The sequence below is a fragment of the uncultured Roseovarius sp. genome, from assembly GCF_963972555.1.
In the GTDB taxonomy this organism is placed as follows: Bacteria; Pseudomonadota; Alphaproteobacteria; order Rhodobacterales; family Rhodobacteraceae; genus Roseovarius; species Roseovarius mucosus.
In genome coordinates, this window is record NZ_CAXAUM010000010.1 from 87,015 (window position 1) to 112,208 (window position 25,194).

Annotated in this window: 27 protein-coding genes; 19 read left to right on the forward strand and 8 right to left on the reverse strand. The window is 64.6% G+C overall.

Annotated features, from left to right (window positions below; translation table 11 throughout):
• Positions 1-396, reverse strand: coding sequence for a hypothetical protein (locus AACZ65_RS11540; RefSeq protein WP_339670959.1), 396 nt, complete (start codon positions 394-396; stop codon positions 1-3).
• 179 nt (positions 397-575) lie between these two features.
• On the opposite strand from AACZ65_RS11540, the gene AACZ65_RS11545 reads away from it, so the two are divergent.
• The 3 genes from AACZ65_RS11545 to AACZ65_RS11555 all read left to right on the forward strand — a co-directional run bounded on the left by AACZ65_RS11545 (position 576) and on the right by AACZ65_RS11555 (position 2,822).
• A complete protein-coding gene (locus tag AACZ65_RS11545) occupies positions 576-1,379 on the forward strand; it encodes a prolyl oligopeptidase family serine peptidase (protein ID WP_339670961.1) in 804 nt (267 codons plus the stop codon).
• A 70-nt stretch (positions 1,380-1,449) separates the two neighbouring features.
• On the forward strand, positions 1,450-2,229 hold the full coding sequence (locus AACZ65_RS11550) for a methyltransferase domain-containing protein (RefSeq protein WP_339670963.1): 780 nt from the start codon (positions 1,450-1,452) through the stop codon (positions 2,227-2,229).
• A complete protein-coding gene (locus AACZ65_RS11555) occupies positions 2,226-2,822 on the forward strand; it encodes a GNAT family N-acetyltransferase (RefSeq protein ID WP_339670965.1) in 597 nt (198 codons plus the stop codon). The genes AACZ65_RS11550 and AACZ65_RS11555 overlap by 4 nt, the downstream gene beginning before the upstream one ends.
• On the opposite strand, the gene AACZ65_RS11560 is transcribed toward AACZ65_RS11555, so the two are convergent.
• From AACZ65_RS11560 to AACZ65_RS11580, 5 genes are read right to left on the reverse strand one after another with little or no spacing between them, the layout of a single operon-like run.
• Positions 2,804-3,601, reverse strand: coding sequence for a phytanoyl-CoA dioxygenase family protein (locus AACZ65_RS11560; protein WP_339670966.1), 798 nt, complete (start codon positions 3,599-3,601; stop codon positions 2,804-2,806). The genes AACZ65_RS11555 and AACZ65_RS11560 overlap by 19 nt on opposite strands.
• Positions 3,594-4,973: an aminotransferase gene (locus AACZ65_RS11565; protein ID WP_339670967.1), complete on the reverse strand. Its 1,380-nt coding sequence runs from the start codon at positions 4,971-4,973 to the stop codon at positions 3,594-3,596. Before AACZ65_RS11565 ends, AACZ65_RS11560 begins: the two co-directional genes overlap by 8 nt.
• Before the next feature lie 33 nt (positions 4,974-5,006).
• The gene (locus AACZ65_RS11570; RefSeq protein ID WP_339670968.1) at positions 5,007-6,179 is read right to left on the reverse strand and encodes an aminomethyltransferase family protein; all 1,173 of its coding nucleotides are present in this window, start codon (positions 6,177-6,179) and stop codon (positions 5,007-5,009) included.
• Positions 6,176-7,735, reverse strand: coding sequence for an NAD(P)/FAD-dependent oxidoreductase (locus AACZ65_RS11575; protein ID WP_339670970.1), 1,560 nt, complete (start codon positions 7,733-7,735; stop codon positions 6,176-6,178). The genes AACZ65_RS11570 and AACZ65_RS11575 overlap by 4 nt, the downstream gene beginning before the upstream one ends.
• Positions 7,732-9,369: an NAD(P)/FAD-dependent oxidoreductase gene (locus tag AACZ65_RS11580; protein ID WP_339670972.1), complete on the reverse strand. Its 1,638-nt coding sequence runs from the start codon at positions 9,367-9,369 to the stop codon at positions 7,732-7,734. The genes AACZ65_RS11575 and AACZ65_RS11580 overlap by 4 nt, the downstream gene beginning before the upstream one ends.
• 136 nt (positions 9,370-9,505) lie before the next feature.
• On the opposite strand from AACZ65_RS11580, the gene AACZ65_RS11585 reads away from it, so the two are divergent.
• Complete coding sequence (locus AACZ65_RS11585) at positions 9,506-10,147, forward strand: TetR family transcriptional regulator C-terminal domain-containing protein (RefSeq protein WP_339670974.1); 642 nt, start codon at positions 9,506-9,508, stop codon at positions 10,145-10,147.
• Between the two features lie 10 nt (positions 10,148-10,157).
• Here the strand turns inward: AACZ65_RS11585 and AACZ65_RS11590 are convergent, their stop codons facing one another.
• Positions 10,158-10,910: a cupin domain-containing protein gene (locus tag AACZ65_RS11590; protein WP_339670976.1), complete on the reverse strand. Its 753-nt coding sequence runs from the start codon at positions 10,908-10,910 to the stop codon at positions 10,158-10,160.
• Positions 10,911-11,177: 267 nt separating this feature from the next.
• Here AACZ65_RS11590 and AACZ65_RS11595 point away from each other — a divergent pair, with 267 nt between their 5' ends.
• The 13 genes from AACZ65_RS11595 to AACZ65_RS11655 all read left to right on the forward strand — a co-directional run bounded on the left by AACZ65_RS11595 (position 11,178) and on the right by AACZ65_RS11655 (position 21,771).
• Complete coding sequence (locus AACZ65_RS11595) at positions 11,178-12,302, forward strand: extracellular solute-binding protein (RefSeq protein WP_339670979.1); 1,125 nt, start codon at positions 11,178-11,180, stop codon at positions 12,300-12,302.
• Between the two features lie 71 nt (positions 12,303-12,373).
• Complete coding sequence (locus AACZ65_RS11600) at positions 12,374-13,309, forward strand: ABC transporter permease (protein WP_339670981.1); 936 nt, start codon at positions 12,374-12,376, stop codon at positions 13,307-13,309.
• On the forward strand, positions 13,306-14,106 hold the full coding sequence (locus AACZ65_RS11605) for an ABC transporter permease (RefSeq protein WP_339670983.1): 801 nt from the start codon (positions 13,306-13,308) through the stop codon (positions 14,104-14,106). The genes AACZ65_RS11600 and AACZ65_RS11605 overlap by 4 nt, the downstream gene beginning before the upstream one ends.
• Before the next feature lie 14 nt (positions 14,107-14,120).
• Entirely contained in the window at positions 14,121-15,224 is a 1,104-nt protein-coding gene (locus AACZ65_RS11610; protein ID WP_339670985.1) for an ABC transporter ATP-binding protein, read from the forward strand.
• Positions 15,225-15,239: 15 nt separating this feature from the next.
• Positions 15,240-15,968 (forward strand): TetR family transcriptional regulator C-terminal domain-containing protein, encoded by a 729-nt coding sequence (locus tag AACZ65_RS11615; RefSeq protein ID WP_339670987.1) that lies wholly within the window; start codon positions 15,240-15,242, stop codon positions 15,966-15,968.
• The gene (locus AACZ65_RS11620; protein WP_339670989.1) at positions 15,965-18,052 is read left to right on the forward strand and encodes an FAD-dependent oxidoreductase; all 2,088 of its coding nucleotides are present in this window, start codon (positions 15,965-15,967) and stop codon (positions 18,050-18,052) included. Before AACZ65_RS11615 ends, AACZ65_RS11620 begins: the two co-directional genes overlap by 4 nt.
• Entirely contained in the window at positions 18,049-18,531 is a 483-nt protein-coding gene (locus tag AACZ65_RS11625; protein WP_339670991.1) for a hypothetical protein, read from the forward strand. The genes AACZ65_RS11620 and AACZ65_RS11625 overlap by 4 nt, the downstream gene beginning before the upstream one ends.
• Positions 18,528-18,767: a hypothetical protein gene (locus AACZ65_RS11630; protein WP_339670993.1), complete on the forward strand. Its 240-nt coding sequence runs from the start codon at positions 18,528-18,530 to the stop codon at positions 18,765-18,767. Before AACZ65_RS11625 ends, AACZ65_RS11630 begins: the two co-directional genes overlap by 4 nt.
• A 282-nt stretch (positions 18,768-19,049) precedes the next feature.
• Positions 19,050-19,487 carry a hypothetical protein gene (locus AACZ65_RS11635; RefSeq protein WP_339670995.1) on the forward strand — a complete coding sequence of 146 codons (438 nt, stop codon included), beginning with the start codon at positions 19,050-19,052 and terminating at the stop codon, positions 19,485-19,487.
• Positions 19,484-20,161 (forward strand): MotA/TolQ/ExbB proton channel family protein, encoded by a 678-nt coding sequence (locus tag AACZ65_RS11640; RefSeq protein ID WP_339670997.1) that lies wholly within the window; start codon positions 19,484-19,486, stop codon positions 20,159-20,161. Before AACZ65_RS11635 ends, AACZ65_RS11640 begins: the two co-directional genes overlap by 4 nt.
• Positions 20,154-20,531 carry a biopolymer transporter ExbD gene (locus AACZ65_RS11645; RefSeq protein WP_339670999.1) on the forward strand — a complete coding sequence of 126 codons (378 nt, stop codon included), beginning with the start codon at positions 20,154-20,156 and terminating at the stop codon, positions 20,529-20,531. Before AACZ65_RS11640 ends, AACZ65_RS11645 begins: the two co-directional genes overlap by 8 nt.
• Positions 20,528-20,908 (forward strand): biopolymer transporter ExbD, encoded by a 381-nt coding sequence (locus tag AACZ65_RS11650; protein ID WP_297542097.1) that lies wholly within the window; start codon positions 20,528-20,530, stop codon positions 20,906-20,908. Before AACZ65_RS11645 ends, AACZ65_RS11650 begins: the two co-directional genes overlap by 4 nt.
• Complete coding sequence (locus tag AACZ65_RS11655) at positions 20,905-21,771, forward strand: TonB family protein (protein WP_339671002.1); 867 nt, start codon at positions 20,905-20,907, stop codon at positions 21,769-21,771. The genes AACZ65_RS11650 and AACZ65_RS11655 overlap by 4 nt, the downstream gene beginning before the upstream one ends.
• A gap of 34 nt (positions 21,772-21,805) precedes the next feature.
• On the opposite strand, the gene AACZ65_RS11660 is transcribed toward AACZ65_RS11655, so the two are convergent.
• Entirely contained in the window at positions 21,806-23,551 is a 1,746-nt protein-coding gene (locus tag AACZ65_RS11660) for a serine protease (RefSeq protein WP_339671004.1), read from the reverse strand.
• A gap of 188 nt (positions 23,552-23,739) precedes the next feature.
• On the opposite strand from AACZ65_RS11660, the gene AACZ65_RS11665 reads away from it, so the two are divergent.
• Complete coding sequence (locus tag AACZ65_RS11665; RefSeq protein WP_339671006.1) at positions 23,740-24,669, forward strand: glycine--tRNA ligase subunit alpha; 930 nt, start codon at positions 23,740-23,742, stop codon at positions 24,667-24,669.
• Positions 24,669-25,193 carry a DUF6446 family protein gene (locus tag AACZ65_RS11670; RefSeq protein ID WP_339671008.1) on the forward strand — a complete coding sequence of 175 codons (525 nt, stop codon included), beginning with the start codon at positions 24,669-24,671 and terminating at the stop codon, positions 25,191-25,193. Before AACZ65_RS11665 ends, AACZ65_RS11670 begins: the two co-directional genes overlap by 1 nt.
• Position 25,194 lies beyond the last annotated feature (1 nt).

Consider the following 25,194-nt stretch of genomic DNA (forward strand, 5'->3'; position numbering starts at 1 on the left):
TCACTCCAGCCGGGTGGCGCGGCCCGCGTCCATCAGCGCCTTGAGCGGGGTGCGGTTGTCGATCTCGGTCCGGATCACGCCATAGCGCCCGCCACTCTGCGAGATGTAGTAATCCACCGGCACCTCCCTGCCATCGGGGCCAAGGAGCGTGGCGCACATCACATAGACCTCGTCCATCTTGAGGATGATCTCGTGATTCTCGGTCGGGTAGAATCTGGTCAGTTGCCCGGTGGTCAGGTCGAGATGTGGCAGCGCACCATCGACCATGGCGCGGCTCAGGCTGCGTTGCAGTGCGGCCTGAAGCTGCGTGCGCACCTCGGTCAGGGATTGCGCCTGAGCATTGGTCCCAAGAGCAAGGCCGAGCATCAGCAGGGCAAAGAGGGTGAATCGTGTCATGTGCCATCTCCGTCTTGGGCGGTCGGAACAATCCAAACCCAAGAGCGTTAGCAAAGAGTTGATCCGCGCAAAGGATTTCGATCAAATCCGCGTTATTAGAGGCGGTATGACACGCGCTTGTGATCCCGATCCGTCACCATTTCGCTTAGGTCGGTCCATGTCGAAGCAAGGAGAGTGCGATGCGAGTCTTGGCAATTTTTCTGACAACCGGGGTGCTTGCGGGGCCGGCACTGGCCTGCGGGCCGGATACAGATTGCATGCTGGGCGACCGGCATTACCGCATCGCCATGCCCGAGGGGCAGAGCACAGACCCTGTGGGCGCCGTGGTCTTTGCCCATGGCTATCGCGGGTCGGCGGCGGCGGTGATGCAGAATCAGAACCTACGGAAGGTGGTATCCGACATGGGGCTGGCATTGATCGCGCTCAAATCCGCTGATGACGACTGGGTGATTCCCTATGCGCCGCGCCATATGGACAGCGATGGATCGGTTGAATTCCGCTATGTCGAGGCGGTGATCGAGGATGCCGCGCGCCGGTTTCCGATTGATCCCAAGCGCATGATGGCGGCGGGATTTTCCGCGGGCGGCATGATGGTCTGGAACCTCGCCTGCACCATGCCCGAGCGGTTCGCGGGCTTTGCTGCAATCGCCGGCACTTTCTGGATGAAGCCGCCCGAGACCTGCGCCACGCCTGCGGCAAGCCTTGTGCATATTCACGGCACGACAGACCCCACCGTGCCTCTGGCTGGCCGGGCCATTCTGGACACGCATCAGGGCGATGTCGGCGAGGCGCTTGACATGTATCAGGCGCTGGGTGGGTTCAGCCCGAGCGGCGAGACGGAATTCGAGGACCTCGAATGTCAGAACAGCCGCAATACCAAGGGTGAAGTTCTCGATTTTTGCCTGCACCCGGGCGGTCACAGCTTTCGCAGCAGTTATTTGCGCTTTGCTTGGCAGCAGTTGCAGGCGGCGGGGCAGCTCTGAGGCGGGACTTGTTTGATGTCTCTGTTCGCGGAATACTCCGCTGAATGGATATTCAGTCGGGGGGCATCGCATGTCGGAGGATATTCTTTACGATCAAAGCCATATCGGCTTTCTTGAGGAGCTTTGGGGCGAGGGGTTTCTCTCGCCCGGTGGCCCGGAGGAAGTAGCGCGGGTGCTGGACGGGGTTGATCTGGCGGGGGCGCAGGTGCTCGATATTGGCTGTGGGTCCGGTGCTATTGCGGTTTTGATGGTGCGCGACCATGGCGCTGCGCATGTGACGGGGATAGATGTAGAAGAACCGGTTTGCGCCGCCGCGCACGCCCGCGCGGATGCGGCGGGGCTGGCGGGAAAGATCACCATCGACAAGGTCACTCCGGGGCCGTTTCCCTATGCGGATCAAAGCTTTGACGTGGTGTTCTCCAAGGATTCCATCATCCACATTCCCGACAAGGAGGCGCTGGCGGCCGAGGTGTTTCGGGTGCTCAAACCGGGTGGTATCTTTGCCGCCTCGGATTGGTTGCGCGCGCATGACGGCGCGCCCTCGCCCGAAATGGCGCATTATATCGCCCTTGAGGCGCTTGATTTTGCCATGGCCTCGCCCGCGCGGTATCGCGCGGCGCTGACGGCGGCGGGGTTTGTCGATGTAGCGCTCCTCGACCGCAGCCCGTGGTATTCGCAAGTTGCGGCGGCGGAGCTGGAGGAGCTGTCCGGCCCCCGCCGCGCGAAATGGGAGGCGCGGCATGGTGCGGAGTTTATCGCGCATCAGATCGAGACCTGGACAGCCATGGTGCCGGTTTTGTGCTCGGGCGAGCATTGCCCACACCATATCCGGGGCCGCAAGCCGTTATGATCAGGCCCCTCGCGCAACGGGCGCTGGTGCTCGATACTCCTCGTCTGCGCTTGCGGCCCTGGGCTGCGGAGGACGAGGATCTGTGTCTCGATCTGCTGTGCGATCCCGAGGTGATGCGATTTGTGGGGCAGGCGCTGACCGAAGCGGAGGCGCGCGCCCACATGCCTAACGCACTCCGGCGTGGTGCTGGCGGGCGATTGGGCATCTGGTGCGTTCTGGATCGTGCGACCGGCGAAAAGATCGGCGATGGCGTGCTGACACCAGTTCCCATCGAGACCGAAGACCCGGATTGGGCGCAACTGGTGCCCGATGCTTACCCCGAGGCAGAAATCGAGGTGGGATACCTGCTCAAGCCCGGCGCGTGGGGGCAGGGCTTTGCCACCGAAATCTGTGACCGATTGCTGCGTTTTGCCTTTCAACAGACGGCCTTGGCGCAGGTTGTGGCCTGCACCGACCCGGACAATCGCGCCTCGCAAAACGTGCTGCGTAAATGCGGGATGCGCGATTGCGGCCCGGCGCGCGCCTATGCCAGTGATGTGGCGTGGTTCGAGATCACCCGCGCCGAATGGCGCGCTCAGGCGTCGAACCAATAGCCGTCGGGGTCGCCGGGATAGACGCCCAGATTGCGCCCGTGACCTTGATACCCCATCAACCGGCGCACGGCGTCGGGGTATTGATCCGCCTTGGTCTTCGGCACCGAGAGATACATGTTTTCTTCCTGCCGGAGCCAGCCCAGCGAATAGGTGGTGATCAGCCCCTTGCGCGGGGCGGAGGCACGGTTGGCCCCGCCCGCATGCACCGTGGCGCCAAGGTAGAACAGCACCGAACCGCGCGGCATCACGGCCTGCGTGATCTGATCCTCGGTGATGCTCTTGATCGGGCGCAGGTCCTGAGAGCCGGGAACAACCCGCGTCGCGCCATTCTCGGCGGTGAAATCGTCCAGCGCCCACATCGCGGAAATCTGGAACTCCACGCCGGGAATCCGGATCGGGTAGAAATCGTCGTCGCGGTGCAGCACCTGTGCCTTTTCCCCCGGTAGAATTTCGATCGCGGTGGACGACCCGATGCGATAGCTGATGCAATGGCGTTTGAGCACGCGGTCGGCCACCTCCATCACCAGCGGATGCGCAAGAACATCTGCTGCGGCCTCTGAAATCTTGAGGATGCTGCCCAGACGGCGCGTTTTGTAGCCGTTGAAATCATTGGCGAACTTGTGCCCTTGCTCGTCGAACGGGCCGCGCAGATCATCCGTGATGCGATCGAGCAGCGCGGAGTCTGCCACCGCTTCGACGACAACCCCGCCCTCGCCTAGCAGGGCCTTGGCGATCGTGCCCGGATCGGCATCCGCCCTCAGGCGCGCGACCTCAACCATTGTATTCGGCGCTGAGTTGGGTCAGCCCCGCCTCCATGATATCGAACATTTCATCTATCTCCTCTGTGGTGATGATCAGCGGCGGCGAGAACACCGCCATATTGCCGTAAGGGCGCAGCAAGAGGCCCCGCGCCTCGCAGGCGGCATCGAGTTTGGCCCCGAATTGCAGATGTTTGGCATAGCTTTCGTCGCTGAGGTCTGGCCGACATTCGAGACAGCCCAAGAGACCCATGCCGCGCGCGTCGCCGACGATGTCGAACCTCTCGCCGATGCTGCGCAACCGCGCCTGAAATTGCGGGGTGATGCGGCGGACATGCGCGAGAATATTCTCGCGCTCCATGATCTCGATATTCTTGAGCGCGGCGGCGCAGGCCACGGGATGTCCGCAATAAGTATAGCCGTTGTAGAACACGTCATCGCCCTCGACCCCGGCCAGCCGTTCCATCAGCCGGTCCGACAGGATGCAGGCCCCGAGCGGCACATAGCCAGAGGTCAGCCCCTTGGCGCAGGTGATGATGTCGGGGGTGACGCCAAAGACCTCTTCGGAGGCGAACCAATGGCCCAGCCTGCCAAAGCCGGTCACGACCTCGTCCGAGATATAGAGGATGTCGTGCTGGCGGCAGATTTCGGCGGTGCGTTGGTGATAGCCGGGGGGCGGCACGACAACGCCGCCGGAACACAGGATCGGTTCGGCGATAAAGGCACCGATGCGCTCGGGGCCAACATCGGCGATCATCTGCTCGAACTCCGCGATCTTGGCCTCGCCCCAATCCGCCACGCTCATGCCTGCGGGACGGCGGTAGGGGTTCACATCGGGCAGGAACCGCACCAGATCATCGGCCTTGTCAAAGCGCGTCTTGAACCGCTCTTTGCCAGTGACGGTCGCGGCCAGATAGGTCGAGCCATGATAGGCCTTTTCGCGCGAGAGCACGATTTTCTTGTCCGGGCGGCCCAGCCGGTTGTTGAGGAATTGCACGACCCTTAGGGCGGTATCGACAGCGGTCGAGCCGCCGGTGGTGAAATGCACGGTGTTGAGATCGCCGGGGGTCAATTCCGCCAGTTTGCGCGCCAGAAGCGCGGCGGGTTCGGTGGTGAAGGACCAAGGCGAGGCATAGGGCATGGCCATGGCCTGCGCCGCAATCGCCTCGGCCATCTCGGCCCGGCCATAGCCGATCTGAACACACCACATGCCCCCCGGCCCGTCGATATGGCGCTTGCCGTTGCTGTCCCAGATATGGATGCCCTCGGCGGTGTTGACCCGCAGGAGATCCGTTTTGCGCCAGTCGCGGATGCCGGTCCAGGGGTGCAGGTTATGGGTGCGATCCCAGAGGGTCAGGTCGTCGGGGGCAGGGGTGTTGGCGTGGGTGTTCATTGTCTTCTCCGTCTGAAGTCAGGTCTGGTCAGATCAGGTCTGGCCGGGCGGGGTGGCGCGGGCGCGGGGCGGGCGGAAAAAGGCCGATCTGACCGGCGTTAGCCGTGCCATCCGGCGGTCCCATTTTCCTTCTTCCAGCGTGTAGATCTCGGCCCAGAGGTCGCTCGGGTGCCGCGCGGCAAAGGGCATCTGCACATGGGCGAGGGCGATGTTGCGCTTTGCGGTGGGCGACCAGACGCCCGAGGTGACATGCCCCACCTCGCGCCGCCTGGCGTGATAGATCAGCGCGCCTTGGGCGGGTTTGAACCCCTCGACATCGAGCCGCATCAAGAGGCTGCGGGGCTTGGCCGCCAGGAGCGCGCGGCGGCCGTTGAAATGCCCCTTGGTGAAATCGACCATGGGGCCAAGCCCCAATTCAAGCGGCGTATGCGCGCGGTGCAGGCGCTCGGTGGCATGGGCGGGCTGGAAATCGACGCCAGCGACCATGAACCCCGCCTCGATCCGGGCGATGTTCACCGCCTCGTAGCCGATGGCGCGCAGGCCCAAGTTTTCGCCCGCGCGCCAGAGCCGATCCCAGAGGGGCAGGGCATCGCCCCACGCGGTCCAAAGCTCGTATCCGAGATCGCCGGTAAAGCCGGTACGCGAGATCATGAGGCCCGGCTCCGCCTGCGCAAGCTCGAAAGGGCGCAGATGCCCCATGTTGAGCCCCGCCGCGCATAGCACCGCAAAGGCGGTCGGCCCTTGCAGCGCCAGCGCGGCCATCTCTCGGCTCTCGTCGTGGACGTCGGCGTCAAATCCCCATGCCGCCTCCAAGAGCCATGTCAGCATCGGTTCCTGACAGCAGAGGCGCCAATCCTCGGGCCCGAGGTGAAAGAGCGTGCCGTCGTCAATCACCCTGCCCTCTTCGTCGCACCAGACCGCGTAGCCGACCCGGCCTGTCGCAATTCTGGTCACGTCGCGGGTGACAAGGCGGTTGAGCACGCGCGCCGCATCCGGCCCGGTGATGCGGTATTTGTGCAGCGGCGAGATATCGAAGAGCGCGGCCTGATTGCGCAGGGCGAAATATTCGAACTCCACCGAGTCGAGCATCGAGGGTGCCGCATAGCCGGCCCAGCCATACCAGCCCCGCGCCCGGTTGAGCGCGGCAAGCCGGGGATGCACGGGCCCGTCGATGAGACCCAGCTTGGGATCGGTGGCGATGCTCATGGCGCGCCTCTGAGGGCCGCCAGCGCCGCATTGCGCCCCGCCAGCCCCATCAGATCGCCGCCGGGATGGGCGGAGGCCCCGCAGAGATACAGCCCCGATGGTCCCATTGCATAACGTCCCATGCCGATGGCGGGGCGCAGGGTGAGAAGCTGATCGAGGCTCATTTCCGCATGATGCCAATGTCCGCCGGGCGCGCCGGTCTCGGCCTCGATCCAGTCGGGCGGGATCACCTCGGCTCCGGTCACAAGCTGGGGCAGGCCGGGGGCGTAGCGGGTGAGCGTTTTGAGGGTGGTCTGGAGCAAGGTATCGCGTGCGGCTGCGTTCCAGCCGCCCGCCAGATCAACCGGCGCGTAGCTTACGATCAGCGACAGGGCATGGCCCCTCGCCCCGCGCTGGGCCGGGTCCGTCTGACCGGGCAAGAGCGCCTCGATCACCGGATTGGGCGACATCTCGCGGTATTTCGAGGGGTTGAAGGCGTCTTCGACATAAGTGGCGGAGGGCGCAATCATAAGGCGGGCCGAGAGCAGATCATCGGGCAGGCCGGGGATCGCGGGCAGGGCGTTGAGCGTCAGGTTGATCTTGGCCACCGTGCCACGGGCGCGGATATGGCGCAGGCGACGGGTGGTTTCGATGTCGAAATGCGCAAGCCCCGTCATCTCTGCGGTGATCCGCGCGCCGCCGCTGCTCAGGACGCGGGCGGTATGGAGTGTCTCGCCCCGGTCGGTGATCACGCCGGTCACGCGGTCCTGATCCGTGAGGATGCGGGCCACGCCGCAGCCTGTCTCGATCACCGCGCCAGCCCGCCCGGCTGCCCCGGCGAAAGCGTCGATCACCGCCGCCATGCCGCCCCTGGGCAGGCTTGCGCCGCCGCCATGCCCCATGCGGTAAAGAAGGCCAAAAACCGTGCCGGGGGCGCGTGGCCCCGCCGCCGCCCCGCGCACCGCATCCGCCGCCAATAGGCCCGCAAGGGGGCCATCGGGAATGTCGTCGAGGATGAGGTCATAGGCGTTCGAGAGCAGGGTTTGCAGGAAACGTCGCATCTCGGGCTTGCCCATGCGGCGCAGGCCAAGGCCCATGCGGCCCAGGCGCCATATCTCCTTGATCCGGTCCGGCGAGAGCAGGGGTGCCGCGCCCCCCGGCGGGGCGGCTTCGGCGAGGTGGCGCAAGAGCGCGGCATGGGTGGTGAGGCGTTCGTGGAACGCCGCAAAACCCGCCGCATCGGGGTGTGTGCCTCCATCGGCAAAGCGGACGCTTGCACCTTGCGTGACCACATGGCGGCCATCTTCGGAGAGCGCCACCGTGGGTAAAGCCACAGTTTCGAACGGCCAATCGCGGGCACCCAAGCCCAACTCGCGCCGCACCAAGGGGCTGAGATTATAGAGCAGATGTGCCATGCGCGGTGCGCCGCTGGCATCGGGGGCGGCCATGCCGCCCAGATGCGCCGCGCGTTCCAGCAGGCAAACCGATTGCCCCGCCCGCGCCAGCACCCCCGCTGCCACGAGCCCGTTCAGCCCGCCTCCGATCACGACGCTGTCAAAGCTGCGGGTGGTGCTCATGCGGCATAGCCCTTGCGCGGGGCGCGGGGCCATTCGCGCCGCAGGATGGCGCGGGCGGCGTTGGCCCCCGGTGCCGCCATCACCCCGCCGCCCGGATGGGCAGACGAGCCGCAGAGATAGAGCCCGCCGATGGGCGAGCCATAGCCGGAATAGCCGGGCACGGGACGGTTGAAGAAAAGCTGATCAAAGGTCAACTCGCCCTGAAAGATATTGCCCTCGGTCAGACCCACTTCGGTCTCCAACTCCAGGGGCGAGCGGACCTCCATATGCTGGATGCGGTCGCGGATATCCGGGCAGGCGATGGCGATTTGATCGAGCACGGTCTCTGCCAGCGCCTGGCGTGCGGTATCCGTCCAGTTCTGGCCGCTGCGCTGGCCGTTGGTCGCCAGATCATAGGGCGCGTATTGCACAAAGACCGTCATCATATGGCTGCCCGGCGGGGCCATGGTCGGGTCGATCTGACTGGGGATCAGCATGTCGATATAGGGGCGCGCCGACCAGCGCCCGGCCTTCCAGTCGTCATAGGCGCGCTCCAACTCCCATAGGCTTTGCGAGACATGCAGATCGCCGCGCAGAAAGCTGGCATGCGAGGGCGCGGCGGGAAAGGCGGGCAGCCGGTCGAGCGCGATGTTGAGCTTGGCGGACGAGCCGCGGATCTTGAACCGCTCCACCGCGCGGGTGAACTCCTCGGGCAGGGCGGCGCGGTCCACGTGTCTGAGGAATGTGCGTTTCACATCCATGTTCGACGCCACGACCGGCGCGTGAAACTCGGTGCCATCCTCCAGCGCCACGCCAGTCACGCGCCCCTCCTTGACGAGGATTTGCGCCACGCCTGCGCCAACATGAATGGTGCCGCCCGCCGCCTCAAAGGCCGCGCCGAGCGCGTTGGAAATCGCCCCCATGCCACCACGCGCAAAGCCCCAAGCCCCGATGCCGCCGTCAATATCGCCCATGTAATGATGCAAGAGCACATAGGCGGTGCCCGGCGAATAGACGCCGAGCCCCGTGCCGATGATGCCCGACCCGGCCAGATGCGCCTTGATCAGATCGTTCTCGAAATGCTCGTCCAGAAGATCGCCGATGGACATGGTCCAAAAGCGCAGGGTTTCGGCAAGCTCCTTGCGCCCCAGCCCATGCGCCTGTTTCACCATATAGGCCATTTCGCCCAGATCGCGCGGGCGCAGCGAGGCGGGATCAGGCGCGTCGCGCAACAGAAACGGGCGGATGAACCGGCATTGCCGCAGGATCATCTGCGCATAGCGCGGATAGGCATCGGCATCGCGGGGCGAATGGCGCGCCATTTCGCGCTGAAGCGCGTGATGATCCGAGTAATACGCGAAATAATCGCCGTCCGGCGTAAAGCTGGCCCCGCCCTCATAGGGAATCACCTGTAGGCCGTATTTCGGCAGGTCGAGATCGCGCACAATCTCGCGCCGCAAGAGCGAGCAGACATAAGAGCAGTTGGAATAGGTCCACCCTTCGTGCAGCGAGCGGCTCACCGCCGCGCCGCCGATCCAGTCGTTCTTTTCCACAACCAGCACCTGACGGCCAGCGCGCGCGAGATAGGCGGCGGCGGTCAGGCCGTTATGGCCCGCGCCGATGATGATGGCGTCAAATGAGGATTGGGACCGCATGGCGTTGCTCCTGTCGTCATCCTAGCCAAGTCGGATTTCGTCGTAAAGTTTTTTGAGCGCTCAAATAAATTTTTATGGGCTGACGTGCTGCGCGACCTGTGGCATGGATGGTGAAACCAGTTGAAAAGGGCCGGACGTGGGCGGGGTGACGACCAGAAAACCGCGAAAAGAGCGCAAAGAGAACGCCGAACGTCGCCGCAGGCAGCTCTTGGATGCGGCGCGGCGGTCGATCCTGACGCATGGTCTGGCACGCACCACGCTGGCCACCGTCGCCGATGAGGCAGGGCTGTCGCAGGGCGTGGCGGTGTTCTATTTCACCTCGAAAGGTGGGCTGCTGACCGAGACGCTGCGCGACCTATATGAAGGCTATGAGAGCCTGTGGATGCGGGCGCTGGAGGGGGCGGGCGATGCGCCAATGGACCGGCTGATAGCCCTTCTTGCGGCGGATTTCAGCGCCGAGGCCTGTGGCCCCGATGTCCTGCCGCTCTGGTTCGCGTTCTGGGGTGAATTGCGGTTTACGGGACACTACGCCGAGGTCGCGGCAGAGTTCGACACGCGGCGCCATGCGGCGCTGTCGGGCATCTGGGCGGCGCTTTTGCCTCAATCTAGCCAAACGGAGGCGGAGCAATTGGCCGAGTGGATGGAATCCCTCACCGATGGCTATTGGCAACGCCTGCATCTCGCACCCGAAAGCTATGACCGCGCCCGCGCCTTGGCGGCGAGCAAAGTGTGCCTGTCGCGGCTGGTGCCGGACCTGCTGCGCGCGCCCACAACCTGACGCGGCGCGATTAGCCCTGGGGGCGGTTTGCGGGATCGAGGGCTGCGTAGAATTTGCGCAGGTACTTGGGCACATGCCAGATGCAGGGCGTGCCAGCCGGGATAAAGAACACGTCGCCCGCCGTGAAATGGTGCCGGGTGCCGTCCGCTTCGGTCAGATACAGCTCGCCCTCCAGAACCTGCGCCATTTCGTGATAGGGGAAGGGTTCCAATTCGGTATTCAGCACCTGGGTATCCCATAGGCCGATGTCGAAATTGCCCAGATCGCTGCTGAAGAGGATGCGGTCGCGTTGTGGCGTGCTGGTGTCCTCCATCAGTTCGGCATCGGTCAACGTCATCTCGGGCGAGAGCACGACCAAGCCGCCCTCTGCCGTCAGGTCTTGTGGCGCTGCGGCGCGGGGATCGTTGTAGGTCATGAAGAATTTTCGGACAGTGTCCTCCTGCTGCCAGCTGACCGGGATGCCGTTGCGGATGGCGGCACATTGCCCCGCCCGCGCCCCCATGCCCGCGCCTGAGGCGTCGCGCAGGTTGAACGCGCCTTCCTGCAGGACGATGAACTCGTCCCCTGGAAAGGGACCGAAGGCCTCTTGCATCGGGGTCGAGTGCCAGACGCCGACAGTGAGGCCAAGGTCGGCATCGGAAAAGTAGACATGCAGGGTCTGTGCCTCGGGCGGGGTGTCGAATTCTGCCGGGTCGATGGACACGTGTGTCAGCCCCGCAGGCCCGTTCGGGTTCAGGCGGATGATGCCGGAATTGTCGCGCATGTCGTGTCTCCTTTGACCTGTTTTTTGCGCCCAAGCTGCGCGATCCTTGATCATTCCGACGCCAGCACATGTCCCCGCCGCAGCGGGGTCGAGCAAAGTCCTTGACTCGATTCCCATATGGCTGAGATGATTGAACGACCATTCAATGACATGCCCGAGCGACGGAAAATGTCAACTGTCCTGAGCTGTGGCGCATGAACCATAACGATTGCGTGACGGGACCCACCGCAAAAGTGGGCCTGCGCCAACAGGGGAGACTGGGACCACATGGACATTCTGGACCAACTCGGCGCTGTGCGCCAAGGCAAGCTGAGCCGACGGAAATTTACCAAAGGATTGCTCGCGGCGGGGGTGGCACTGACCACCGTGCCACTGCCTGCGCGCCGTGCCCTCGCCGCTGGGGGCGATCAGGCCACCTATTTCACTTGGGGGGGCTATGACATCCCCGAACTTTTTGGCCCCTATCAGGAAAAGAACGGCGCTCTGCCGAATTTCGCCATTTTCGGCGGCTCGGAAGAGGCGCTGACCAAGATGCGTGGCGGTTTTGTCGTCGATGTCTCGCACCCCTGCAACCAGTCGATGCCGCGCTGGGTGCAGACGGGGCTGTTCCAGCCGATTGACACCAGCCGCGTCGGCAACTGGGGCGATGTGATCCCGGAACTGGTCGATCTGCCGGGCAATGATGCCGAGGCGGGCAAGGTCTGGATGGCGCCGTTTGATTGGGGGCAAACCTCTGTCACCTATCGCACAGACCTTGTGGATCTGGAGGGCGAGGAAAGCTGGGACATCCTGTGGGATGAGCGGTATTCCGGGCGGCTGGGGTCGCTGGCCTCGGGTGGCGATGCCTGGTGGTGCGGGGCGATCAAGGCCGGCGTTGATTTCGCCAATATCGACACGCCCGAAGCCTTTGACAAGATCGCCGCCGTGATGCGGGAACAACGCCCGCTGATCCGCCTTTATACCGACGACACGACCACGCTGGAGCAGGCGCTCTCGGCGGGGGAAATGGTGGCCTCGATGACCTGGAACAGCTCTGCTGTGCTGCTTCAGGCCGAGGGCATACCTGTAAAATTCGCGCGGCCCAAGGAAGGCGCGCTGACATGGGTCTGCGGCGTGATGATCCACAAGGACGCGCCCAATCTCGACCGGGCCTATGACGTGATCGACTCGCTGCTCAGCGTCGAGACCGGGCATTTCATGATCAACGACTGGGGCTATGGCCATTCCAACAGCAAGGCCTTCGACAAGTTCGACGAAGAGACGCTGGCGGGGCTTGGCCTGAGCAAGAAGCCGGTCGAGATCCTGAACGCGGGGCATTTCCAGCAGCCGCAAACGCAGGAATGGGAAACCCAGATGAACGAGCTCTTCGAGCAGATCAAGGCCGGGTTCTGACCCCGCCCGCACCGCCCGTCCGCCCCGGCGGGCGGGCCTATTGATCCAGCCTCTGAGGAGTGCGCGCAGGAATGGCCGAAACCTCTTTGCCGAAACGCCGCACAGCGGACGGGCCGCCTCGCGCGTCTGGGTCGCGCATTTTACGCTTGTTTCACCGCAGCGAGAGCGCGCGGGGCTATCTGATGATGGCCCCCACGCTCACGATCATGACCTTTGGCATTGTGCTGCCCTTTGTCATTCTCATTGTGATCAGCCTCTGGACCCGGCAGGGCTTTGGCTTTGACACCACGCTGACAATGGCCAACTACGCCCGAAGCTGGAGTGAGCCGATTTATGGCACCCTGATGTTGCGGTCGTTCTGGATGTCGGGCGTGGCCACCGTGGTTACGGTGCTGCTCTGCTATCCCATGGCCTATTTTGTGGCCTTTCATGTCCATAGAAACAAGATGATGTGGATCATCTTGATGACCCTGCCATTCTGGACCAGCTATCTCTTGCGGGTCTTTGCGTGGAAGGTGATCCTTGGCTATGAGGGCGTGATCAATTCGGGGCTGATGTCGGCGGGGTTGATCGAGGCGCCGCTCAGTTTCCTGCTCTATAGCCCCACCGCGGTGATCATCACGCTGGCGCATGCCTGGGCGGCCTTTGCCATTCTGCCTCTCTATGTGTCGCTGGAAAAGATCGACCGCTCTCTTCTTGAGGCCGCGACCGATCTGGGCGATGGGCCGATGGCACGGTTTTTCCGTGTGACATTGCCCCTGTCGATGCCGGGGGTGATCGCGGCCTCGTTCCTGATCTTTATCCCCACCACCGGCGATTACATCACACCTGCGCTCTTGGGCGGGCCGGATGGGGCGATGATCGGCAATCTCATCCAGTTGCAATTCGGGGCGGTCAACAACTGGCCGATGGGGGCCACGCTGTCGATTGTCCTGATGCTCTGGATTGCGGCGCTGGCGCTGGTGTTTTTGCTTGTCACGCGCAAGGTGCAGGTGCGCATCACATGAGCAGTTATATCAAGCGCCCGAACCGCGCGCTGCAACTCTACGCGGTGCTGTTCCTGATCGTGCTCTATGTGCCGGTGCTTTTCATCCCGCTCTTCAGTTTCAACGATTCAATCTATGTCCGCTTTCCACTTCAGGGCGTAACCCTGAAGTGGTATGGCGAGCTTTGGACCCGCGAGCCGGTTTGGAATGCGCTCTGGAACAGCGTCAAGGTGGGGCTGGTGGTCTCTGTCATCTCGACGGTACTGGGGGTGATGGCAGCGCGCGCGATCACCCGCACGCGGATGCGGGGCAAGGGGGCGCTTGTGACCTTCATCATGATGCCACTGGTCATTCCCGGCATCATCTTTGGCGTGGCGCTCCTGGTGCTGCTCAGCCGGATGGGTGTGCCGCTTTCGCTTTACACGGTCGGGCTTGGGCATCTCATCATCTGTCTGCCCTTTGCCGTGGCCACGCTCTTGCCGCGCTTTGAGGGGTTCGATCCCTTGATGGAAGAAGCCTCGGCCGATCTGGGCGAAAACGGCTGGTGGACATTTTGGCGCGTGACCTTTCCGATGGTCATGCCGGGGATCGTGGCGAGCCTCTTGTTGACCTTCACCATCTCGTTTGACGAATTCATCATGGCGTTCTTTCTGACCGGCACCGATCCGACGCTGCCGATGTATATCTGGGGGCAGTTGCGCTTTCCCAAGGAGTTCCCTTCGGTGCTGGCCATGGCCGCGCTGATCCTTTTCGTGTCTTTCGCCCTTGTCTTTGTCGCCCAATGGATCGGGCGCAAAGGCCTGGAGGAACAAGAGTGAAGGCCCCCTCATCCATGACCCCCTCGGACCGTTTCATCTCTATCCGCAGTGTCAGCAAACGCTTTGGGGCCTTTACCGCCATCGAAGAGATATCGATGGACATTGGGCAGGGCGAGTTCTTTTCCCTGCTCGGGGCGTCGGGCTGTGGCAAGACAACGCTTTTGCGGATGCTGGCGGGGTTCGAGGCCCCGTCGAAGGGCGAGATTTTCATCGACGATCAACCGATGTCGGACGTGCCGCCGCATCACCGCCCGGTCAACATGGTGTTCCAGAGCTATGCGATTTTCCCGCATCTCAACGTGCGAGACAATATCGCCTATGGCCTTCGCAAGCAAAAGCTGGCCGCCACCCGCCGTGCCGAGATGGTCGAAGAGATGCTCGATCTGATCAAGCTGCCGGGCTATGGCAACCGCAAGGCCAATGAGCTGTCGGGTGGCCAGCGCCAACGCATCGCCCTGGCGCGCGCCCTCATCTTGCGACCCAAGGTGCTGTTGCTCGATGAACCTTTGGGGGCGCTCGACAAACAGTTGCGCGAGCAGATGCAGCTGGAATTGCGCGCCCTGCAACGGCAGGTCGGCATCACCTTTGTCTTTGTCACCCACGATCAGGAAGAGGCGCTGACCCTATCGGACCGGATCGCGGTCATGTCCGGGGGCAAGGTGTTGCAGGTGGATACGCCGGCTGGCCTCTACGAGACCCCGAGAACGCGCGCCGTCGCCAGCTTTATCGGGACCATGAATTTCTTTCGCGGCACCGTGCGGCGCAATGGCTCTGTCATGGCCGCCATTGAGGCCGAGGGGCTGGGCACCATCCCCATGACCACGGCACAGCTGACGAAACCCGACGGGGCCCCGGTGCAAATCGCCCTCAGGCCCGAGAAATTCAGCCTCTCGCCCAAGAGGCCAGAGGGGGGGCTTGCGGTCGAGGGGCGCTTGCGCACAGCCGCTTATATGGGCGAACGCAGCCAATATTACCTAAGCATTCCCGGCAAGGCAGAGCCGGTCGCGGTCTCTGCCCCCAACACCCATCGGTTGATGGGGGGTCATGATCTGTCCGAGGGTCAGGCACTCTGGCTCTCATGGTCGCCCGAGTCCATTGTCATGCTCGATATCGATTAATCAAAGGAGAGGGGTATGCGGTGCCAGAGCGCCAGCCCCGACAAACCCATGCAAGAGACCGCTACGCCAACCTCCGTTACCGGCAAGCCCCGCCGCACCGAGCCCAAAACCGTCCGGCGCAGGCAATTGATCGAGGCCACCATCGACTCTATCGCCCAATACGGCATCGCGGGCACCACGATGTCCACGGTCACGGAAATTGCCGGGCTATCGCTTGGCCTCGCCAACTTTCATTTCCAGAGCAAGCAGAACCTGCTGGAGGAAACGCTCAAGTTTCTGGCGCGCGAACACCATGACCATTGGCGGCGCGCCTATGGGAATGCAGGGCTGAGCGCGCGGGACAAGTTGATGGCGATCGTCGACTCGCATTTCGAGCCCAAGATCTGCACGCCCCGGAAGCTGGCGGTCTGGTATGCATTCTTTGGCGAGGGCGGGCGGCGCACGGTTTATCGCGCGCTGGTCGATGCCCTCGACGACGAACGCTTTGCCCTCTCGAAACGCCTGTGCAGCGAGATTGCACGCGAGGGCGGCTATCCCGGCCCGCCGGTCGATACCATCGCGCATACGCTTGAAGGGCTTTATGATGGGCTCTGGCTGAATATCCTGATGTATCCGGACACGTTTGATCGCGATGCGGCGCGCGCCAAGGTGCAGGCCTATCTGGCCATGGCCTTTCCTTTGCATTTCGAGATGCCGAAAGAGGCGCGCGCCGAGGCCGCTTGCCGCGCGGAGAAGCTTGGATGACTCGCAACCCAAGTCACGATATTCTGTTCGAGCCGGTCCGTATTGGCCCCGTCACCGCGCCCAACCGCTTCTATCAGGTGCCGCATTGCACCGGCATGGGCTGGATGCGGCCGCGCACACTTGCGGCCATGCGGGGCGTCAAGGCCGAGGGTGGCTGGGGTGTGGTCTGCACCGAATACAATTCCATCCACCCGACATCTGATGACCTGCCGCATCCGTCGGCCTCGCTCTGGGATGTGAGCGACGTGCGCGCCCATGCCCTGATGACCGAGGCCGTGCATGAACATGGGGCGCTTGCGGGGGCCGAGCTTTGGTATGGGGGCGCGCGCACGCCCAACATGATGACGCGGCTGCCGCCGATGGATTTGGGGTCGGTGCCCAATCTCGCGGGTCATCCCTATCAGACGCGCGCCATGGACAAATCCGATATCCGCCAGTTCCGCCACTGGCACAAACGCGCCGCCCTGCGCGCGCGCGATGCAGGCTTTGACATCGTTTATGTCTATGCCACGCATGGCTATCTGATCTCGAATTTTCTCAACCCGCGCATCAACACGCGGGGCGATGAATATGGCGGCAGCCTTGAAAACCGGGTGCGACTGGTGCGCGAACTGATAGACGAGACGAAGGACGCGGTCGGCGACCGCTGCGCCGTGGCGGTGCGGTTCGCAGCGGATGAAGAGGGAGATCGCGACGGGCATCCCGTCTGGGGAGAGCGGCGTGAGATGTTCGCGATGCTGGCCGAACTGCCCGATCTCTGGGATATCAACATCGCCGATTATTCACTGGAAATGGGCGTGTCGCGCTTTGTCAAGGAGGGTGCGCTGGAGCCTTACATGACATGGGTGAAATCGGTCACGACCAAGCCGGTTGTCACCGTCGGCCGCTTCACCTCGCCCGATACGATGGCCGCTCAGGTGCGGCGCGGCATCGTGGATTTCATTGGGGCCGCGCGCCCGTCGATTGCCGACCCGTTTCTGCCGCGCAAGATCGCCGAGGGCAGGCTTGGGGCCATCCGGGAATGTATCGGCTGCAACGTCTGTTATTCCGGCGACAGCCTCGGCGTGCCGATCCGCTGCACGCAAAACCCCACCATGGGCGAGGAATGGAGACGCGGCTGGCATCCCGAACGCATCGCGCCACAGGGCAGCGCGGCGCATGTGCTCGTCGTCGGGGCCGGACCGGCGGGGCTGGAGGCGGCGCGCGCCCTGGGGGCACGCGGCTATCGCGTGACGCTGGCCGAGGCCACGCGCGAATTGGGCGGGCGCGTTCTGCGCGAGGCCGCCTTGCCGGGCTTGCGCGAATATATCCGGGTGCGCGACTACCGCGAGCAGGCCCTGCGCGACATGCCCAATGTCGGGATTTTCCGCGAAAGCCGCCTGACGGCGCAGGATGTTCTGGACGTGGGTGCCGATCATGTGGCCATCGCCACCGGCGCGCATTGGCGCAAGGACGTCTTTGATGGCGAGGTGTTCTATCCCGTGGCCAAGGGCGCGGCTGAGGCGCATATCCTCACGCCCGACGATATCATGGCCGGTCGCCTGCCCGATGGGCCGACCGTGGTTTATGACGGCGATGGCTATTACATGGGCGGCGTCGTGGCCGAGCGTCTGCGCGCGGCGGGGCTCGACGTGACCTTGGCCACCCCCGACGACAGCCTATCGCGCTGGGCGGGCCATACCGCCGAACGCTGGCGGGTGCGCCGCCACCTGCAAGGCCTTGGTGTCCGGTTCGAACCTGCGCGCGAGATTGCGGGCTTTGACGGGCGCGCGGTCGTGCTGCCTTGCGCCTATGGCGGGGCAGAGTTGACCCTGCCTGCGACCCATCTCGTGATGGTCAGCGCGCGGCGTCCCGAGGATGGGCTATACCAAGATCTGCGCGCCTTGGCCGGTCCGCTGCCCTTTAGCCTCACGCGCATCGGTGATTGCGAGGCCCCGGCGATCATCGCGGCGGCGGTTCATGCCGGGCACCGCTATGCGCAGGAACTGGACGCTCCGGTTGATCCGGACCTGCCGATGAAACACGACCGGATCGACGTGGGCGCGCCCGTCGGTGCCGCAGAGACAAGAGGAGAGCCGACATGAGCCAACCGGACCAGACCTATCTCGCCAAACTCTTGCTCTATTACGAGGAAGAGATCGAGGGGGAGGCCTATTTCCAAGGCCTCGCTCGCCGCTTTCCCGACCCTGCGCAGCACAAGCGCCTGACGCTCTTGGCCCAGGTCGAACGCCACGCGGCGGCGGGTGTTGCCCCGCTTATCGCGCAATATGCCCTGTCGCCCCGGTCGGTCGAGAGCCTGACCGCAAGCGGTCACGAACAGGCGCGCCGTGCGCCGGGGACATGGGCGGGGCTTCTGGATGAGATGAACCGCACATACCCCGCCTATCTTGCGGCCTTCGAGGCGCTCGAGGCGATGGGGCCCGAGGCGGATCAGCCGCGCCTGCGGTTCCTGACCGGGCATGAGGTGGCCGCACTCGAGTATCTGGCCCTTGAAAATGCCGGCGACGCGCAGTCCTACGCGCCGCTGGAGCGTTACCTTGCCTCAGCGCCCGTGCCGGCATGAAAGCAGGGCTGCTGCTCGCGGTCCTGCTCTGCGCGGCCTCTGTCGAGGCCGCCCAAGAGGCGTCTGTTGCGCCAAAAGTGGACTGCGACACCTGTCAGGCCCGGCACCGCGGGCTGCAATCGCTTCAGGCGGCGCGGGCTGGGGCCGGGCAGCAAGAGCAGGCGGTGGCAGGTCAGCCGCCGCAGGGCCAACCCGCGCCAACGGGGTCGCAGAGTAAAGACCAGACCAAGGAGTGACACGCCTGCCAGAGCGGGTGGTGTCCGCTCGGGGGCCATCGCCCCGGCCCCCGAGCCGGGGCCTCGCGGCTGCCTCGGCAAGGTCCCGGGTCAAGCCCGGGACGTGTGTGGGTTCGACGGGGCGCAACACGACTTGAAGTAAACTTGACTCTTTCAGTCAACTCAGCCAGAAACACCGCATCCCTCGCGCCGGTCCGGCGCGATTCACCTTATCCCCGTGCCAGCCCCGTGCCAGCCATGCGGTTCCCATGCCCTCGAACGACAGAGGGAAAGGAGCATTCCATGACGGCATCTTGCGGCCTGCGTCCCTGCCTTGTTGCAGCCTTTTTTGGCGCGATGACCCCGGCGCTGGCGGAGGAGCGCACGGCCCCTGCGCTTTCGCTCACCCTCAACAGCACAAGGACCAACGAGGCGGGCGGCTGCCGCCTGACCTTCGTGCTGCAGAATGATCTGGGCGCAGCGCTGGAACAGCTGGTGGCCGAGGCGGTTCTTTTTGACGCGGCGGGGCGTGTGGCCAGCCTGACGCTCTTTGATTTCGGCGCGCTGCCCGAGGGGCGCCCGCGCGTGCGGCAATTCGATCTGGCGGGGCAGGGCTGTGACAGGATCGGGGCCGTGCTGATCAACGGCATCGGCACCTGTGACGGGGCGGGGATAACCCCCGGTGCCTGTCTCGCGGCGCTGCGCCTCTCCTCAGAGACCCGCATCGAGGTGACAGGATGAACGGGGCCGGGGCCATGATCGCGCGGCTTGAGGGTTTGATCGCAATGGGCGGGCCGGTGATTGCCCTTATCGCCGTGCTTTCGGTCGGCACGCTGGCGGTCATTCTCTACAAACTCTGGCAATTCCGCGCCTCTGGCGTGGGGCGGCACCGCGCGCTGCGCGCCGCCGTGGCCGAATGGGACCGGGGTGCAGCCCCTGCCGCGCGCCAGACGCTTGCCACCTCGCAGAGCTATCTGGCCCCGGTCATGGCCCGCGCCTTTGCCGCCGATCCGCAGGATGGCGCGGCCACGCGGCGGCTGATGGCCGAGGCCGAGGCGCGCTTTGCCCGGCTCGAGCGCGGTTTTCGCTTTCTCGATACCGTGGCGCAGGTGGCGCCGCTCTTGGGCCTTTTCGGCACGGTGTTGGGGATGATCGAGGCGTTTCAGGCGCTGCAATCGGCGGGGGCGCAGGTCGATCCGTCGCTCTTGGCGGGAGGGATATGGGTGGCGCTCTTGACCACCGCCGCCGGTTTGGCGGTGGCAATGCCCGCCTCGGTCGTGCTGTCATGGTTCGAAGCGCGGATGGCGGAAGAGCGCGCGCTGGCCGATCACGCGCTGAGCGTTGTGTTGGGCCCTGATGGGCGGGCCGCGCCAGAGGGCTCGCCCCAGGCTCGGGCGGTGCCCGCACATGCCTAGGGCCGGGTTCCAGCGGCGCAAGCTGTCGCTCACCTCGCTGATCGACGTGATTTTCCTGCTGCTTCTGTTCTTCATGCTTTCCTCGACCTTTGCGCAATTCTCAGAGGTGGATCTGGCCACGGCGGGGCAGGGGCAGGCGGTGTCCGAGGCGCGCCCTATCTTCCTGCAACTGCGCGCGGAGGAGCTGCGGATCAATGCGCGCGCGGTGCCGCTCGATGGGTTGGGCGCGGCGATTGCGCCGCTGGCCGAGGGCGCTACCCGCGTGCTGATCAGCACCGATGCGGGTGTCAGCGCACAGCGTCTGACCGATCTGCTGGTGGCGCTGCGCGCCCTTCCCGGTCTGTCAGTGCAGGTTCTGGTGCCGTCATGAAGAGGAACCTTTCCCGCCGCGAGCCGACGATCGCGCTCATCAACATCGTGTTCCTGATGCTGATCTTTTTCATGGCTGCCGCCACGCTGGCCCCGCCGCTGGACGGCGATCTGAGGTTGGTGCGCACCGAGGAGCTGGAGGGGCGCGCGCCACCCGATGCGCTGGTGGTGCATGCCGATGGGCGGCTGGTTTACCGTGGCCAGCCTCTGCCGGATGCCGCCGCCTATGTCGCCGCGTTGCCCGAAGAGGCGCGCGCCACCCTGCGCCTTGTGCCTGACGCGGCGCTGCCTGCGGCGGATCTGCTGCGGCTGGGCGAGGCGCTGCGCCGGGCAGGGGCGGGGCGGGTGGTGATGGTCACGCAACGGGGGCTGCCATGATCCGTAGCTCGCGATTTGTGCTGTCGGTTTGCGCGGTCACGGCGCTGGGGCTGCATGGCGCGGGGATATGGGCCTCTGCGCCGCCGATGCGGGCAGAGGTCGAAGGAGGCGTGGGCGTGGCCGAGGTCATGCTGGGTTCGAGCTTTGCCGATATGGTGGCTGGGGCGGCGCGGCCCGTGTCAGAGGCCAGTGTCACACCGACCGTGAGGGCAGAAGACACCCTGCGCCCGACACGGCCCGAGATCGCAGAGCCATCAGCGCCGCAGAACGTCACTGAGGCCGCCAGCGCTCTGCCGGTTGCGGCGGCCCCGGCGGAAGATGTGGCGCTCGCCGCCTCCCCGCAACTGCCGCAGACCACCGCTCAAGCCAATGCCGAAACCGGTCTTCAGGTCTCGCGCCGCCCCATGGCGCGCCCCGCTGATGCCGCGGCCCGCGAAGTGCGACGCGCTGAGCCAGAGGACAAGGCCAAGGCCAGGGTGCGGCGCACCTCCGGCAGCAACGCCGATCAGACCACCACCCGCGGCAGCATGACCGGCCACGAGACCGCCACAGCCGCGCGGCAAGGGCGCGACCGCTCAAGCCAGAGCGCGGCCCAGGGCAATGCCGCCGCCAGCACCTATCCCGGTCAGGTGATGCGTCATCTTGCGCGGGTGCCTCGGCCCCGCGCCGACACGCGCGGCGCGGCGCTGGTGCAATTCTCGATCAGTGAGGGCGGGCGTCTGGCCTCGGTCCGCGTCGCGCGCTCCTCGGGCTCGACTCGACTTGACCGTGCGGCCCTGACCGTGGTCGAGCGCGCCGCGCCGTTTCCCGCCCCGCCCTCGGGGGCGCAGCGCAGTTTCTCGGTGCAGATCAAGGGGGAGTAGGGGCCGGGTGATCCCGCCCCGCCTCACCGTTTGGTCATTCCCAGCAACTGACCAGAACCGTCATGTCGCCGGCCCGGTCCGTCAATGCTTCTGCCGACAGACGTCCCTGATCCGAGGTCAGGCGCGGGGTGATGCCGCCCCGCGTCAGCACGTCTTGCAGCGCGCCATTGGTGGCCGCAAAGCTGACCTCTTCGGGCAGGGCGCGGCCATCCTGTGCCCGTGTCAGCAACATGCCCAGCACTGCCCCTCCGGCATCGAGCACGGGACCCCCGGCATCGCCGTCGAGCGCTGCAAGGGCAAGCCGCTTGAGATGGGTTTCGCCGTTCAACCCCTCCAATTCGGCCAGTTGGCCAAAGGTCACGGTGGGCGCACCCAGAAGGCCGCCATAGGAATAGCCCGCCACCGCCACATCGCTCAGCAAGCGCGGTGTCACCTCTTGAAACGCCGCCACGCGCAGCGGTGCCAGCGGCATCCGGGGGCGCAGGATCGCTACACCCAAGGCGGCATCGCTCAGCACGACGTCGGCCTCATAGCTTTCGTCAATGGTGATCCGTCCGCATCCTTCCACCGCCTCAGCGGTGGTCAGCACGGCACCGCTTGCATCGACATAAAATCCGGAGCGCGCCTGTTTCGGCTTGCGGATTTCCAGTCCCGAGACCAGGTCGATATCCTGCGCCCCGCTGCCTTCGGCGGGATCGAGCGTGCCGGGCAACCACTCAAAGCTGTCCTGCATCCGCCCCAAAAGACGGCTGCGACGGGCCTCGTCCCCGGCGGGCCAGACAAGGGTGAAGCCCTTGAGCGCGCCATCGCGCAGCCAGACCTGCGTGTGTGAAATCTGCAGCGCCCCTTCGCCAATCAGGGTGAAGCTGTCGGCCTCAAGGCTGCGCGGCCCGCTCTCGGGCACGATCTCCAGCGTCTGCATGATGTCATAGAGCCCCGCCAGCGTGGTGCGGTCGCCCGTCTGGCTGATCAAAAGGACCCGCGCGTCGATATCGCCCGTCGCGTTGAAATGCGCGAAAGGCGGCTCGTAACGGTCAAACCCCACCACGGCGGTCGGCAATTCAAGGGCGATGCCGGTCGCGTTGTCGCGCACCACCTCAAGGCCAAGCCCGTCGAATACCGCATTGAACTGGCGCAGCAATTCCGCCCGCTGCCGGGTGGTCAGGACGCCGGTCGCCTCATACCCGTTCTGGGTCTGCCAACGGGCCATGGCCGCGCGGGTGCCCTGGCCAAAGGCTGCGTCGATCGCGCCGTCATAGACACCGGCCCATGTCATCGCCTCTTGCAGGGTGGCGCGTGCGTCGCGGTCAAGCTGGCTCTCGCTCTCGCGGGCCTGGCGCGGCGTCTCGTCCACGGGTTCGGGGGCGGGCGCGGGGGCCGGGTCGAGCGCCACGACGGGCGGGCTGTCGGGCGCGGTGGGGGCGGGGGCGACTTGACCGTCCAGCAGATTGGCGCCGATGGGCCAGAACTGTTGCTGATAATCGCTGCTTGCGGCGATATAGCTGTCGCGGGCGATCACCCCTTCGGCGCGGTAGACCTGAAGCACGCGCTCTGCCTCTTCCTGCCGATAGGGGCCAAGGGCTATGGCATACCAGCCGTTTCCAAGGGAAAACCCGTTCACATCCGCCAGAGATGCCCCGTAACGCCGGGCGGCGGTTTGGGCTTCGGTCAGGCTGGGCTGTGCCTCGATCTGAACCCAGACCACCGGCTCCTCCTGCGCGCGCGCCGCTGGCAATGCGATGAAAATCGAAAAAATGAACCCCAGTAAGATGCGCGCCATAAGCTTCCCTAAATTCTGTCGTGATTACGGTCATTCAGACCTTTTGGGGGTTTTACCAAAACTGGACGGCGATGCACCCGAAAACTTCGGGCTTTGCGCGGCGGCGGCGGGGCCAAACGCCCGATTGACCCTGCCGCGCCCCCGGCCTAGGTAAGGGCGGCAAATCAGGGGCAGCATTGGGGTCAGGCATGAGCGACAGGACCGAGAAACCGCGCAGCTTTCAGGAGATCATCCTGCGGCTTCAGGCCTATTGGGCCGGTCAGGGCTGTGCCATGATGCAACCCTATGACATGGAAGTGGGGGCCGGCACCTTTCACCCTGCCACCACGCTGCGCTCTTTGGGATCAAAGCCCTGGGCTGCGGCCTATGTCCAGCCCTCGCGCCGCCCCACCGACGGGCGTTATGGAGAGAACCCCAATCGCCTCCAGCATTATTACCAGTATCAGGTGCTGATCAAACCCAGCCCGCCCGATATGCAGGACCTTTACCTTGGCAGCCTGCGCGCCATCGGCATCGACATGGCGCTGCATGACATCCGCTTTGTCGAGGATGACTGGGAGAGCCCCACGCTCGGCGCTTGGGGACTGGGCTGGGAGGTGTGGTGCGACGGCATGGAAGTGTCGCAATTCACCTATTTCCAGCAGGTCGGGGGGCATGACTGCGCGCCGGTGTCGGGCGAATTGACCTATGGGCTGGAGCGTCTGGCGATGTATGTGCTGGGCATTGATCATGTGATGGACATGCCCTTCAACGATCCCGCCGCGCCAATTCCGTTGAAATATGGCGACGTATTTCGCCAGACCGAGGAAGAATACAGCCGCTGGAATTTCGATGTGGCCAACACGGACGTGCTCTTGCGCCACTTTGAAGAGGCCGAGGCCGAATGTCAGGCCATCCTCGCGCAAGAGGCCGTGGACCCCAAGACCGGCAAGCGGATCATCATGGCGCATCCCGCCTATGACCAATGCATCAAGGCCAGCCATCTCTTCAACCTGCTTGACGCGCGCGGTGTCATCTCCGTGACCGAGCGGCAGGCCTATATCGGCCGGGTGCGGGCGCTGGCCAAGCAATGCGCCGATGCCTTCGTGCAGACAGAGGCCGGGGGGCAGGCGGCATAATGGGCAAGATACTGGCGGGGGCGATCTTGATTTCGGCATTGGTGGCCGGTGCGGCCATGTATTATTTGCAAGTCTATCACTTCTACGAAGAGGTGGCGGCGGATGGCAGCAACGATGTCGTCCTGACCTCGCTGGTCACGGGCGCGCCGGAACCGGTGCTCTACGACGGCTTTACCGCGATCGACGCCAACAGCAGCCCGATCCGCTATCGCGCCTGTTTCACCACCCCGATGAGCCATGCGCTGTTGAGCGAAACCTATGAAATCTACGAGCGGGCAGAGCCGTTGACCGCGCCCGACTGGTTCGACTGCTACGACGCCCAAGCCATCGGCAAGGCGCTGGAAGAGGGCCGCGCGCTGGCCTTTCTGGGCCAGCGGGATGTGACCTATGGTGTCGACCGTGTGGTGGCCATCACCGAGGACGGGCACGGCTATGTCTGGCACCAGATCAACCGCTGCGGCGAAGTGGTGTTTGACGGACAGCCCGCGCCCGACGATTGCCCGAAACCGCCCCAAGGATACTGAG